Origin of the sequence: Pseudoduganella violacea (assembly GCF_014191875.1) — a bacterium.
Taxonomy (GTDB): domain Bacteria; phylum Pseudomonadota; class Gammaproteobacteria; order Burkholderiales; family Burkholderiaceae_D; genus Rugamonas; species Rugamonas violacea_A.
The window spans coordinates 1-13,565 of record NZ_JACHXD010000018.1; the positions used below are offsets into that span (position 1 = coordinate 1).

A 13,565-nucleotide genomic window follows, 5' to 3' on the forward strand; every position below is an offset into this window, starting at 1 on the left:
AAATCGAACGGAAATATGCTTGATCGGCTCATAGTTCCACCTTTTTTGCGCACCAATCTCGCTAAAAGGGTGAATTGATCAGCGCTTCCCTAGGGTGGAAATTGTGGGTGAAAGATGTGGGGTTCGCTGTTTCGAAGATACGTCCGTCCGTGGCATTAGCGAATATTTTGGCAGAGGAAGCAATGACTCCAGAGGCCATGGAGGAGGGGGAGGCGGTGGAACCCGCTCTCCTGATACCGGGCCGTCGACGCAAAATCAAGTTCCACCGCCTGCCGAAGACAATACCAAAACCTGTCCCGCAACCAAAAACCCGGTCATTCTTTCAACCGGCGAAAAGATCAAGGAAGAATTGGATTTCGCCGGATATGGCGAGTACGGCATGAGTGTCGGACGCACTTACCGCAGCAAAGAAGGTGGCGGCGGCCGATTCTTCGGCCCCAATTGGCTGTCGAACCTGGACGCGCCGCGCATCAGAATCGATACCGCTGCCGGCTGCACCATCAAACCAAGCGGCGAGTGCATTCCCAAGGCGGCATATATGACCATGCCTGACGGGACCAGATTCAACTACAAGATAGCAAAAACGAATAAGAGCGATTTCAACATCGAGAAAATCCTGATGATGCGGAAAGAATTTGACCGCAAGCAAAGGGTGTCAAAACCGGCGCAACCGCTTGCCGCTGGCGATGAGTATATTTTCCGCGCCAGCCAGGCTGCCTGGGCCGGAGAACTGATTTATACCGAAGGCGGTGGCTGGACGGTTTACAAAGACGACACCACTTACTTCTACAATGTGAATGGCTTGATCGTTGAGATTATCGACAACGCCGGCGCCTCGCAATCTTATATTTACCCCGCTAATTCCTTCAGTGTCAGCCGTATCTATGGCGCAGGTGGGCGGACACTCGATTTCACCTGGGCCGCTAGCGGCCGCGTGAGTACCATTCGGGATGCGGCAGGCAATACCTGGACGTATACCTATAACGCGGGCGGCATGCTGGCCTCGGTGAGTGCGCCTCCCAGCCCCGGCCAGCAGGCCGATGTACGGACGTATCACTATGAAAATGCCGACCCCACGCTGCTGACGGGGATTTCCATCAACAACGTCCGCTACAGCACCTACGCCTATCACGGCGACAAGCGCGTCAGCCAAAGCAGCCTTGCCGGCGGCGAGGAAAGCGAGAGCTTCGCCTATAGCGGCGACCAGACCATCGTCACCGATGCGAAAGGGCAAACTACCACATATGGCTTTCAAACCATCGCAGGTGAGAAGAAACTGGTCGCCGTCTCGCGCGCCGGCACCGCAACCTGTGGTGCGGCCAATGCGCAGACCACCTACCAGTCCAATGGCTATATCGATTCGGCCATCGATTGGAAGGGCAACCGCACCAAATACAATGTCGATGCCGCCGGACGTTTGCTGAGCGTTACCACGGCGGCAGGAACGGCCGATGCCCACACCACGACCAATATCTGGGACGGCAACAAGATTTCGCGCATCGATTATTCTGGCGCCGCAGGCAGTGTGTACCGCCGTGTCTCCTACACTTATTTTCCATCCGGGGCGGAGGAGGGCCGGGTCGCCAGCATTACCGACGACGACGTGAAGACAGGCAAGCAGCGCAAAACGACCTTCGCCTATACCTTTAACTCTGGGCTGATTGCCAGCCGCGTGGCAACGGATTATCTGCCGACAGGCGCCGTGAATACCACGCTGACATACGACGCCGCAGGCAACCTCGTCTCCCGCACCAACGCACTCGGCCATGTGGAGCGCTGGGCCGGCTATACGGCAGCGGGCGTCCCCGGTTCATATACCGACGCGAATAATGTCACCACTAATTACAGCTTCAATCCGAACGGCACCTTGCGCGCCACAACCCAGCTGCTGCCTGAAGGCAACCGCGTCACCAGCTATAGCTACAACAACAACCAGCAGGTGACGGACGTAGCCTATCCCGATGGACGCGTGGCACGCTTCCGCTATAACGCGGCGGGACGCATGGACCGGGTTGGTGATGCGCTTGGCCGGTTTGAATCCACCGCCATCAATGTCGGCGCCAACACCGTGCGCGTCAGCTCCGAGCGCCATGTGCCTGGCAACGGCTCGACGCCTGCGGCATCTTCCTCCGGCGAATTCAGCAGCACAGTCCAGCGCGACTCATTGGGCCGCGCCTACAATGCCCTGGGCAATGCCGGCCAGCGCCAGGAATACCGTTACGACAACAACGGCAACGTTGTGACCATCACCGATGCCGCCGGCCGCGTTACGCGCTACGAGTACGACGCGCAAAACCGCGTGACCCGCATGACAGCGCCCGATTACGGCGCCACGGTCTACGACTACGACGACGAAGGCCAGTTGCAATCGGTGCAGGATCCGCGCGGCCTCGTCACCTCCTACGCCTACAATGGATTTGGCGACCCCGTCCGCATTACCAGCCCGGACAGCGGCACCACGACTTACGATTACGACAGCGCCGGCCGTCTGCGCACGGAAAACAAGGCGAACGGCAAGGCTCTGGCCTACACCTGGGATGCCCTGGGCCGTCTGCAAAACCGCACGAGCGCCGGCTTTGGCGAATACTTTACTTACGACCAGGGAAGCTATGGCATAGGCCGCTTGAGTCGGATCGACGACACCACCGGCAATGCGACCTACCGCTATAACGCCGCAGGCGAACTGGTGGAACAGAGTAATTCCATTTACGGTTCCTCGCATACCACGAGCTGGACCTACGACAGCAGCGGCCGGCTGCTTAGGTTGAACTACCCGACCGGACTGGTGCTGAGCTATGGCTACGATGGCTACGGCCAGGTAAGCGGCATCAGCAGCAATCTGGGCGGAGCGTGGTCCACCATCGCCAACACCTTCCTGTATCAACCGGCCACGGGCCAGCGCTATGCCTGGAAGTTCGGCAACGGCCTGCCGCGCCTGGTGACGCTCGATACCGATGGCCGCATCCAGCAATTGGCCTCGCCGGGCAGGCATGGGCTGGGTTTCAGCTATACCAATGTGGATACGATCTCTGCCATTAGCGATAGCGTCAACGGCATCAGCACGGGCCTGGACTACGATGCGAACCAGCGCGTCAAGCTGGCCAACCGTGGCTCAGATGGCCAGTCGTTCAGTTGGGACGCCGTGGGCAACCGTACCAGCCATACCCGCCAGGGCGTCACGTATTCCTACACGATGGCATCGCAAAGCAACCGCCTCGATGCCTGGAGCGGTGGCGGCAAGTCGCGCAGCTTCGGTTACGATGCGGCAGGGAACCTGAGCAGCGAAAACCGGGAAAATGGTTCTCGCAGCTACACCTATGATGCCTTTAACCGGCTCGATGGCGTGCGGATCAATGGAGGTGAGGCTGGCGCTTATCGTAACAACTCGCTGAACCAGCGCGTGTACAAGTCGGCAGGCGGCTATGTCAGCCGCTTCATCTATAGCCCGTATGGCCAACTGCTGGCGGAAATCGGTCCGCAGGATACCAGCTATGTCTGGATCGGTGGCGAGCTGCTGGGGATTGCGCGTGCCGGTCAATTCTACGCCAGCCATAACGATCAGGTTGGCCGGCCAGAGGTGCTGTCCAATAGTGCGGGTACCGTTGCCTGGCAGGCAGCCAACACGGCGTTCGACCGGACAGTCGTGACTGATAATATCGGCGGCTTCAATGTGGGCTTCCCAGGGCAGTATTACGATAGCGAATCGGGGTTCTGGTATAACTGGCATCGGTACTATGATCCATCTTTGGGGCGCTATGTCCAGAGTGATCCGATTGGCCTCGACGGAGGAATTAATACATATGCGTATGTGGGAGGAAATTCTGTTCTATATACTGACGTCCTTGGTTTAGCCCCAAAGGATAAATATAAGACCATGGATTCTGCGGGGAAAAATGCTATTAGAGATATAAATTCTCTATCCATAAAAATAGATAGAGAGTTTATTGGTTGTATTTATTGCAATAAAGATGGGACTTTTTCATATGGCGCGCCAAGGAAAGGTACAGAAGTCAATGCTCCACCAGAATTTAGGTATTGCGATAAAGATAAAAAGCAAGTCGGGTGGTATCACACACATGCGGCATTTCGCGGAAATCATAAGAATGAAGTTTTTTCAGGCGCTGACCAGTGGTGGAGTGATAATAAGTATGGAGTGGGCTACTTAGGAACTCCCGCTGGTAATATTCTCAAATATTCGCCGAATGGAATACCGTTTGGAGGTGAGGCAATAAAAATAGGAGAAGTAAAGTGAAGAAGGCATCTTTTTTAAGATTGTTAGTATTTTCTGTTGCTATGTTTTTTTTTGGCGGAAGGTAGATCTTTTGAAAAATTTAAAGAATTGCAAGTTTCCGAGGTTGGCAGCGTCCCAAAAGGAGGGTTTTTTCCAAAAGATGGTTTTGTTTCAAATGAGGAGACCGCAATAGCGATTGCAGTGGCAATTTTAATTCCAATTTATGGGAAAAAAAATATTGATGCTCAGAAGCCATTTTCCGCAAAATTGAAAGGAAATACTTGGGTTGTGCAGGGTTCTTTTGAGAAATCTACTGGTGTGGCTGAGGTGGATATCTCAAAAAAGAGCGGTGAAATACTACGCGTCATTCACGGAAAATAAAGGTGATGTCCCTTATCTTTCTCGGGATGCAGTATTTTAGAAATTTGTGCGCTGGTAACGCTCAACCCTGCAGCATCTTCCTCCGGCGAATTCAGCAGCACAGTCCAGCGCGACTCATTGGGCCGCGCCTACAATGCTTTGGGCAATGCCGGCCAGCGCCAGGAATACCGCTACGACAACAACGGCAACGTTGCGACCATCACCGATGCCGCTGGCCGCGTTACGCGCTACGAGTACGACGCGCAAAACCGCGTGACCCGCATGACCGCACCCGACTACGGCGCCACGGTCTACGACTACGACGACGAAGGCCAGCTGCAATCGGTGCAGGACCCGCGCGGCCTCGTCACCTCCTATGCCTACAACGGCTTTGGCGACCCGGTCCGCATTACCAGCCCGGACAGCGGCACCACGACTTACGATTACGACAGCGCCGGCCGGCTGCGCACGGAAAACAAGGCGAACGGCAAATCCCTGGTTTACACCTGGGATGCCCTGGGTCGTCTGCAAAACCGGACCAGCGCCAACTTTGGTGAATACTTCAGTTATGACCAGGGAAGCTATGGCATCGGCCGCCTGACCAGGATCGATGACACCACCGGCAATGCGACCTACCGCTATAACGCCGCAGGCGAACTGGTGGAGCAGAGTAATTCCATTTACGGTTCCTCGCATACCACGAGCTGGACCTACGACAGCAGCGGCCGGCTGCTTAGGTTGAACTACCCGACCGGACTGGTGCTGAGCTATGGCTACGATGGCTATGGCCAGGTAAGCGGCATCAGCAGCAATCTGGGCGGAGCGTGGTCCACCATCGCCAACACCTTCCTGTATCAACCGGCCACGGGCCAGCGCTATGCCTGGAAGTTCGGCAACGGTCTGCCGCCCCTGGTGGCGCTCGATACCGACGGCCGCATCCAGCAACTGGCCTCGCTGGGCAGGCAGCGTCTACGGGCAAACTGCTTCGAATCGCACCACCCTGTTGGTTGAATAGTAATTTTGGCGGCCTACTATATTAGCGTGTATCATGCCGGCAGACATCGCTCAGGTTGATATTCATGGTATTTAGCTCGATCACCTTTTTATTTTATTTCTTCCCCTGCTTTCTTCTCTTATATTATTTCCTACCGTGGAAAAACCTGGTGCTGCTGCTCGGCAGCCTGGTGTTTTATGCCTGGGGGGAGCCGCGCTTTGTCCCCTTGCTGCTGTTGTCGGCGCTGCTGAACTACGGCTGCGGCTACCTGATTTCCCGCGCCGAGGCGCGCCGTAGGGCGGTGCTGATCGTCGGGGTGGCGGCCAATCTGGGTTTGTTGGCTTTCTATAAATACCTGGGCTTCTTCAGCGAGATTTATAACCAGCTGGCCGCACCCTGGCAGCGCAGCGTGGACTTGCCGGCCGTGGTGCTGCCCTTGGGGATTTCCTTCTTCACGTTCCAGGGTATTTCCTATCTGATTGACGTCTACCGGCGTGATATCGCGGTGCAGACCAGTTTCCTGAACTTTGCCATGTATAAGGCCATGTTCCCGCAGCTGATCGCCGGCCCCATCGTGCGCTACAGCCAGATCGCCAGCGAGATCGAACAGCGTCCCGTGCCCAATGAGCGGCTGTGGCGCGGCGTGCAACAATTTGTACTGGGCTTGGCGCAGAAAGTCTTGATCGCCAACGTCGTGGCACTGCCGGCCGACCATTTCTTCGGCCTGCCCACCAATCAACTGGCCTTGCCGGCGGCTTGGCTCGGCATCGCCTGCTATTCGATCCAGATCCTGTACGACTTTGCCGGCTATTCGAATATGGCGATCGGCATCGGCCATATGCTGGGTTTCAGCTATCCCCCCAATTTTGACCGGCCGTATTCGGCGCGCTCGATCACGGAATTCTGGCGGCGCTGGCATATCAGCCTGTCGAGCTGGTTCCGCGACTATCTGTATATCCCGCTGGGCGGCAATCGCGGCTCGGCGGCACGCACGTATTTCAACCTGGGCCTGGTCTTCCTGCTGTGCGGCCTGTGGCACGGCGCGGCCTGGACCTTCATCCTGTGGGGTGTGTGGCATGGCTTCTGGCTGATCGTCGAACGGGCCGGCCTGGGCGCCGTGCTGGCGCGCCTGCCTGGCCTGCTTTCCCAGGCATACACCCTGCTGTTGGTGATGCTGGGCTGGGTGCTGTTCCGCGCCGACTCTCTGCCGCATGCCTTGGGGTATTGGCGCGCCATGCTCGGCATGCAAACCCTGGACCCGGCCACCCAGCCCTGGCAAATGCACTTCAGTAATTCGGTCGCCAGCGCGCTTGCCATCGGCCTTCTGCTGGCGATCTGGCGCCGCGCCGAAGCGCGGCAGCCGGTAGACGGCGTCCGTGCCTGGCTGCTGGCCGGCGCCCGTCCGCTGCTGCTGAGTTTGGCCTTCCTGGTCAGCATTGCCAGCCTGGCCGCTGGCACCTATAACCCCTTCATTTACTTCCGTTTCTGATTATGGTCGCAGCTTCCCATTCTTTGCGCAGCCATATGGCCAAGGCCGCCGTGGTCTTGGTACTGGCCTTGCCCGCCATCGCCGGCCTGATGAAAGCCGACAAATCCAGCGCGGAAAACCGCCGCCTGGCGACGTTGCCCGCCTTGCCGCACAGCTGGCAGGAATTTCTGCGCGTGCCGGGCCAGCTGGACGCCTGGGCCAACGACCATTTCGGCATGCGCGATGGCCTGGTGCGCAGCATGACCCGGCTGCGCTACCGCCTGTTTGGCGAGTTTCCCACCTCCCAGGTGGCGCGCGGCCGGCATGGACGCAACTTCCTGGCCTCGCACAGCCCGGCATTGCCGCCATTCTCGGCGGTGACGGCCGCTTGCGGCATCGGCACCCGAGCGTCGCCGGGGACGGTGGAGTACATCAACCGCATGTTCGCCGATTTTCACCGCATGGGCCTGCAGCCGCGTTTGCTGATCGTGCCCTCGGTGCCGCCGGTATACAGTGCCGACATGCCAGCCTGGCTTGAGCAGCGTTGCGCCTCGCCGCAAACGCCGGTGACCCAGGTGCTGGACGATCCGCAACTGGTGGCCGAGGCGCGCCAGAATATCTACTACCCGCTGGGCGAGATGCGCGCCATCGCCGCGCGCGGCACTTCGCTATTCCCCAAGAACTGGTTCCACTGGTCAGGCCCGGGCCTCGGCGAGGTGGCGCAACTCAGTGTGCAGCATTTCTGGCAGGGGGCGGCCGGCGCCGCGCAGCCGCCGTTGCGCACGCGCGAAGACTGGCTGCAGTCGGATATCGCCCACCTCTTCCCGGGCTTGCATCTGGGTAGTGTGGTCACGCGGCCCGATTATGAAGCCTCGGGAGTGCAGGCCTGCCGCGGCGATGCTTGCTTCCCGGATTTGCAGGGGGTGGGCGACAAGCTGGGTGACGTATCGCTCTACCGCAATCCGGCGGCGCCGGCCCGCCGTCTGGTGCTGGTGACGGATTCCTTCGGCTCGATGGTGGCGGGCTGGTATGCCCGCCACTACAGGACGGTCGAGCACTTTGCCACCAATAATATGGGGCAGTTGAGTGCCGAGGAGATCGGCCGCCTGAAGCGCCATTTATTCGCCGATGCCGGCCAGACCGATCTCCTTTTCCTGTACCACGACGGCGGCGCCATTTACAACGTGCTGAAAGCCGGTGCCGAGCCGCTGCACCGCGATGCGGCCAGCACCGTGGTGGCGGCCCACTAAGATCCGGCATCACAGGAATGTCGCCGCGCTGGGCCGAGCGGCAGCGCCAGGCCCAGTATCCAGGCCATGGCCGGTGAACGCTGGAATTACGAGATTGCTGTTTGTGAAGGGGACTCCACCTCGGGATAGAGGTAGCCGGGCTTGATGGTACGGTGCTGAAATCCGGTGTCGGATCGCTGCACCGTGATGCGGCCAGATTGGCGATGGGTGCCGATGGACATTCTTTAACGCCTGTACCTGATCGCGCAAAGCAGCAGCGGCAAGCCTAGTCCCAGCATCCAGACCATGCCTGGCTCAGGCACCGGCGCCAGGTTGCCGCGGATTTCGCCACCGGTGAAGCTGGTGCTGTGAATATTGAAATAGCTGCGGCGCGACTGCAGGCCGGCCAGAAGGGCGGCCTCGGCCCCGAGGGTAGTGCCGCCATGGCTGGCGATGAAGGTCGGATTCCAGGTCGCGGCCAGCGAGGTGTCGAACGTGGCGTAGTAGCCGCCGTCGTGCACGCCGGAGGGGAAGCCGGTGAAGGTGGGCAGCATGGTGGCGACGCCGGCCGTGCCGCTCAGCGGAGCCGCCGTGCAGCAGTGGATATGGGCTGCCGCGCTGCGGCCGACCAGGCCGGCGAAGTCGGCGTCGATGGACAGGCTGTGGGCGGACAGGTCGAACACCACGGTGACGTGGCCACTGGCGGGCGAGGCATTGGGCGGCACTTCGGCCGCGCCGCTCAGGCTGGCGCTAAAGGTTTTGGGGGCGGCTGCGGCGCAACTGGCCGCCAATAGCAGGGCCAGCGCGGCCAGCCCTTGGGGGAGAGGCATCTTCATTTCAGGCTCCTAGGTGAACAGCGAACGCTGCTTTCCGGATCAGCCTGCTAGATCGGCGGCATCCGCGCGGCAGCTCAAGTATTCTCGCTGAGCCGGCAGGTGGCTTGCCACACGATACCTTTGGAAAAGACGGCCGCTCAGGCCTGCACCTGGCGGCAGAAGTCGAGCAGCATGCGCTCGCCTTCTGGCCAGGGGCCGTAGCCCGCGTCGCCGTTGATGTGGCCGGCCTCGCCGATCAGCACCAGTTTGCCGCCCCAGGCGGCGGCGAAGGCTTGCGCCCGTTCGGCGCTGACGTATTCATCCTTGGTGCTGGCGACCACGATGCTGGGGAAGGGCAGGGCCGCCATCGGCATGGGCTGGAAGCCGCTGGTGCAGTCGGGGTAGGAGGGCGCTTCGGTGTCGCTGGGCGCGACCAGGAAGGCGCCGGCGATCTTGTGCGCGCTGCCCGAGGCGGCCCAATACGACACCAGGGTGCAGGACAGGCTGTGCGCCGCTAGCACCGGCGGGCGCTGACAGGCGGCGATGGCGGCATCGAGTTCGCGCACCCATTCCGCGCGCTCCGGCGTTTCCCAGTCGCGGTGCGCGATGCGCCGCATCCAGGGATGGTTTTTTTCCCAGTGGGTTTGCCAGTGCAGCGGGCCCGAATTCCATAAACCGGGCAGGGTCAGTACCTCGAAATCCATTCCTTCTCCTCTTGGCTTAACGTACGCTTTGCAGCAGGAAGCTGGGTTGGCCGCAGCTTTTCTGCGAACGCTTGATGTCGGCCGCGCCGCAGTTTTGCGGCACGCCGTCCTTGCGGTAGCAGACGCGCACTTCGCGCAGGAAGCGCCCGCTGCCGCTGCAGAAGGGCAGCAGCGAGGCGTCCTTCAGCTTTGGATTAGCGGCGCGGAAGGCTTGCTGCAGTTCGGCCGCCGTGGTGCGCAAGGGCTGGGCCGGTTTTTGATAGGGGGCGGGGATGGCCAGGCCTTGTTTCAGCTTGGCCGACAAGGCCAGGTAGGCGCCAGGTGTCAGGCCGGAACAGGTGCCGTGCTTTCGCCACTCGTGCGCGATCAGGCGCGGCGAGGGATAGAGCGGCGCGTATTCGGCTTTAAGCTTTTCCGGCAGCTGCATGCGCGAGCAGCTTTCCGGATAGCCGTCGAGGAACTGCGGCCACAGGCCGTGCAGCACGAAGCCGAGCTGGCGGCCGGCGGCGCACTGCTCCTCGTCGTCCTTGCCGCGCGTGGCGCAGTAGTCGGGCGACCAGCTCAGCGACAGGGTGTAGTAGTCGAACACGCCGGGCTGCTCGCCGCGCGCCTGGGCGGCGCCGGGCAGGGCCAGGACGCCGGCCAGCAAGACGGCGGACAGGGCGGAAAACAGGGGCAGGCGGGCGGTTGGCATGATGGGTCTTCCAGAACAAATCAAAGCGCGGTGCGCAGGGCGAACAATTCCGGGAAGAGTACCACGTCGAGCATCTTGCGCAGATAGCTCACGCCCGCCGTGCCGCCGGTGCCGGTCTTGAAGCCGATGATGCGCTCCACCGTCGATACGTGGCGGAAGCGCCAGAAGCGGAAGGCCGTTTCCAGGTCCACCAGCTTTTCGCCCAGCTCGTACAAGTCCCAGTAGCGGTGCGGGTCGCGGTAGACTTCCAGCCAGGCCGCCTTCACCGACTCGTTGGCGACGGTGGGCAAGGTCCAGTCGCCGTCCAGGCGCGCGGCGTCGATGGCCAGGCCATGGCGCGCCAGCAGGCGTACCGCCTGGTCGTACAGCGAAGGCGCGCGCAAGGCGCGGTCGAGCAGGGCGTGGTGTTCCGGCGCCGATTCGTGCACGGCCAGCAGATTGGCGTTCTTGTTGCCGAGGATGAATTCGATCTCGCGGTACTGGTAGGACTGGAAGCCGGACGACGCGCCCAGATACGGGCGGATGGCGCTGTACTCGGGCGGCGTCATGGTCGCCAGCACGTCCCAGGCGTGCACCAGCTGGTCCATGATGCGCGCCACGCGCGCCAGCATCTTGAAGGCGGGCGACAGGTCGTCCTGCTGGATCTGGGCGCATACCGCGTGCATCTCGTGCAGCATGAGCTTCATCCACAGCTCGCTGGTCTGGTGCTGCACGATGAACAGCATCTCGTTGTGGTTGGGGGAGAGCGGGTGCTGGGCGCTGAGGATTTTGTCCAGGGCCAGGTAATCGCCATAGCTCATGGACTTGCTGAAGTCCATTTGCGCGCCATGCCATTGTGCGGCGGCTTTGTTTTCGTCGGTCATATCGGATGCTTTTCAGGTTACGGCGCCGCGTTCGGCATGCACATCATAGGCTTTCTCGTCGAGGATCTGCTTCAGGATCTCCACCGCATCCCACACATCGGCAAAGCTGGTGTACAGCGGGGTGAAGCCGAAGCGCATGATGGCCGGCTCGCGGTAGTCGCCGATCACGCCGCGCGCGATCAGGGCCGCCATCACCGCGTAGCCGTGGGCATGGGTGAAGCTGACCTGGCTGCCGCGCCGCGCATGCTCGCGCGGCGTGACCAGGCCCAGGCCGTGGCCGGCGCAGCGTTCTTCCACCAGGGCGATGAAGAGGTCGGTCAGGGCCAGCGATTTGGCGCGCACCGCGTCCATCGTGGTCTGGGCGAAGACATCCAGGCCGCATTCGACCATGGCCAGCGAGACGATGGGCTGGGTGCCGCACAGGGCGCGGCCGATGCCTTCGGTGGGCGCGAAGTCGGGCGCCATGGCGAACGGCGCGGCATGGCCCCACCAGCCGGACAGCGGCTGCTGGAAGCGCGCCTGGTGCTTGCGCGGCACCCAGGCGAAGGCCGGCGCGCCGGGGCCGCCGTTCAGGTATTTATAGGTGCAGCCGACGGCGAAGTCGGCGCCGTCGCGCTCCAGCGCCACCGGCACGGCGCCGGCCGAGTGGGCCAGATCCCAGACGATCAGGGCGCCGCGCGCGTGGGCCAGGGCGCTGGTGGAGGCCATATCGTGCTGGTAGCCGGTGCGGTAATTGACGTGGGTGAGCATGACGACGGCGGTGTCGGCGTCGATCGCTTGCGGCAGCTCATCCACCGTATCGACCAGGCGCACGCTGTAGCCGCGCTGCAGCCAGCCGGCCAGGCCTTGCGCCATATAGATATCGGTGGGGAAGTTGCTGCGCTCGGTGACGATGACGCGGCGTTCGCTGCGCGCCGGATCGCTGGCCTGCATATGCAGGGCGGCGGCCAGCACCTTGAACAGATTGAGCGAGGTGGTGTCGGTGACGACCACTTCGCCGGCGGCGGCGCCGATCAGCGGCGCCAGGCGGTCGCCCAGGCGCTTGGGCAGCTCGAACCAGCCGGCCGTATTCCAGCTGGTGATCAGGTCCTTGCCCCATTCGCGCGCGATGACGTCGCTGGCGCGGGTCAGGGCGGCCTTGGGCCGGGCGCCCAGGGAATTGCCATCCAGATAAATCACCCCGGCCGGCAGGTCGAAGTGTTCGCGCAGCGGGGCCAGGGCGTCCTGGGCGTCGCGGTCGAGACAGTCTTTGCGTGTCGTCATACGGCGTCTTTCATGAGGAAAAATACTTGAAGCTTGAACTAGAGCGGCAGTGTAACAATTTTTTTGCTGACAAAGTGAGCACATCGATGTATTTTTGCTATTATTGATGAAAGCTTTAAATCGCGCAAACCCGCATGGATACTGGCTTGCGCAGGTGTATGGACTTTTTTCGGAAAATTTTAATTTTTTTTTGCGTCCAACCCTAAAGTTCCTGCCGGGCTTGCCGTTACCCGGTATAGAAGTGCGGTAAAGGGCTTGCTGTTCGGCACTTTGGGATGGGCGAAAAAATTTTAAAATTTTTTGCGGAAAACCCTAAAGTTCTCCAAAAGTCTGCCGTTACCGGTTTAGATGTCGCAAAAAAGATGCACTGCGACACTCCGTTTTTACCCCTCGCTCGGGGAGTTTTCTTGAGCTTCAATCCGCCGCAAAGCCGCGCCAGCACTGGCGTGGAGCACCCATCGCCCTGCGTTTGTCAGACAAACGCTGACAGGGCGTGTCCGCCATTTCCTTACTGAAAATACAGAGAGTCGCCTCTTCTGCCTTCCTGCGCCCTCCAGCAGAATGTATCTCAACGGCAATGCACAAGCATTCCAGGCAGAAAATAAACGGATCAAGGAGAGGGAAATGACTGCTAACGATATGATGGCTGAAATTCGCGACGCCAACCTGAGCTACCTGATGCTGGCCCAGCAGATGATCCGCGCCGACAAGGTCACCGCCATCTTCCGCCTCGGCATCTCGGCCGACATCGCCGACCTGATCGAAGGCATGAGCAATGCCCAGATCCTGAAACTGGCCGGCGGCAATATGATGCTGGCCCGCTTCCGCTTCGACGATGGCGCCATCCTCTCCATGCTGACCAATTACAATAAGGACCGCGCCCTGGCCCAGTCGCACGCCGCCATCCTGATGGCCGGCCAGCCCGCCGAAGAAATCGCTTAAAC

At 60.7% G+C, this 13,565-nt stretch carries 12 protein-coding genes; 6 read left to right on the forward strand and 6 right to left on the reverse strand.

Translation table 11 applies throughout. From position 1 onward, the window contains the following. Nucleotides 1–103: 103 nt before the first annotated feature. The 5 genes from FHS03_RS23145 (at nt 104) to FHS03_RS23165 (ending at nt 8,303) form a co-directional block, all read left to right on the forward strand. The gene (locus FHS03_RS23145) at nt 104–4,252 is read left to right on the forward strand and encodes a DUF4329 domain-containing protein (RefSeq protein ID WP_221208239.1); all 4,149 of its coding nucleotides are present in this window, start codon (nt 104–106) and stop codon (nt 4,250–4,252) included. A gap of 51 nt (nt 4,253–4,303) precedes the next feature. Further along, nucleotides 4,304–4,612: an NTF2 fold immunity protein gene (locus FHS03_RS23150; RefSeq protein WP_183443295.1), complete on the forward strand. Its 309-nt coding sequence runs from the start codon at nt 4,304–4,306 to the stop codon at nt 4,610–4,612. A gap of 117 nt (nt 4,613–4,729) precedes the next feature. Further along, on the forward strand, nt 4,730–5,602 hold the full coding sequence (locus tag FHS03_RS23155) for an RHS repeat protein (RefSeq protein WP_183443296.1): 873 nt from the start codon (nt 4,730–4,732) through the stop codon (nt 5,600–5,602). A gap of 152 nt (nt 5,603–5,754) precedes the next feature. Beyond that, nucleotides 5,755–7,074, forward strand: coding sequence for an MBOAT family O-acyltransferase (locus FHS03_RS23160; protein WP_221208240.1), 1,320 nt, complete (start codon nt 5,755–5,757; stop codon nt 7,072–7,074). A gap of 35 nt (nt 7,075–7,109) precedes the next feature. Then, nucleotides 7,110–8,303 (forward strand): alginate O-acetyltransferase AlgX-related protein, encoded by a 1,194-nt coding sequence (locus tag FHS03_RS23165; protein WP_183443298.1) that lies wholly within the window; start codon nt 7,110–7,112, stop codon nt 8,301–8,303. Nucleotides 8,304–8,389: 86 nt separating this feature from the next. On the opposite strand, the gene FHS03_RS28450 is transcribed toward FHS03_RS23165, so the two are convergent. From FHS03_RS28450 to kynU, 6 genes are all read right to left on the reverse strand, one after another. Further along, entirely contained in the window at nt 8,390–8,524 is a 135-nt protein-coding gene (locus FHS03_RS28450; RefSeq protein ID WP_260110668.1) for a hypothetical protein, read from the reverse strand. A gap of 3 nt (nt 8,525–8,527) precedes the next feature. Further along, entirely contained in the window at nt 8,528–9,118 is a 591-nt protein-coding gene (locus tag FHS03_RS23170; protein ID WP_229426371.1) for a CHRD domain-containing protein, read from the reverse strand. Nucleotides 9,119–9,255: 137 nt separating this feature from the next. Next, nucleotides 9,256–9,801 carry an RBBP9/YdeN family alpha/beta hydrolase gene (locus FHS03_RS23175; protein ID WP_183443299.1) on the reverse strand — a complete coding sequence of 182 codons (546 nt, stop codon included), beginning with the start codon at nt 9,799–9,801 and terminating at the stop codon, nt 9,256–9,258. 16 nt (nt 9,802–9,817) lie between these two features. After that, nucleotides 9,818–10,495: a ribonuclease T2 family protein gene (locus tag FHS03_RS23180; RefSeq protein ID WP_183443300.1), complete on the reverse strand. Its 678-nt coding sequence runs from the start codon at nt 10,493–10,495 to the stop codon at nt 9,818–9,820. 20 nt (nt 10,496–10,515) lie between these two features. Further along, nucleotides 10,516–11,358 carry a tryptophan 2,3-dioxygenase gene (gene kynA / locus FHS03_RS23185; protein WP_183443301.1) on the reverse strand — a complete coding sequence of 281 codons (843 nt, stop codon included), beginning with the start codon at nt 11,356–11,358 and terminating at the stop codon, nt 10,516–10,518. Between the two features lie 12 nt (nt 11,359–11,370). Continuing rightward, nucleotides 11,371–12,621 (reverse strand): kynureninase, encoded by a 1,251-nt coding sequence (gene kynU, locus FHS03_RS23190; RefSeq protein ID WP_183443302.1) that lies wholly within the window; start codon nt 12,619–12,621, stop codon nt 11,371–11,373. Nucleotides 12,622–13,245: 624 nt separating this feature from the next. Here kynU and flhD point away from each other — a divergent pair. Then, nucleotides 13,246–13,563 (forward strand): flagellar transcriptional regulator FlhD, encoded by a 318-nt coding sequence (flhD, locus tag FHS03_RS23195; protein WP_050407074.1) that lies wholly within the window; start codon nt 13,246–13,248, stop codon nt 13,561–13,563. Nucleotides 13,564–13,565 lie beyond the last annotated feature (2 nt).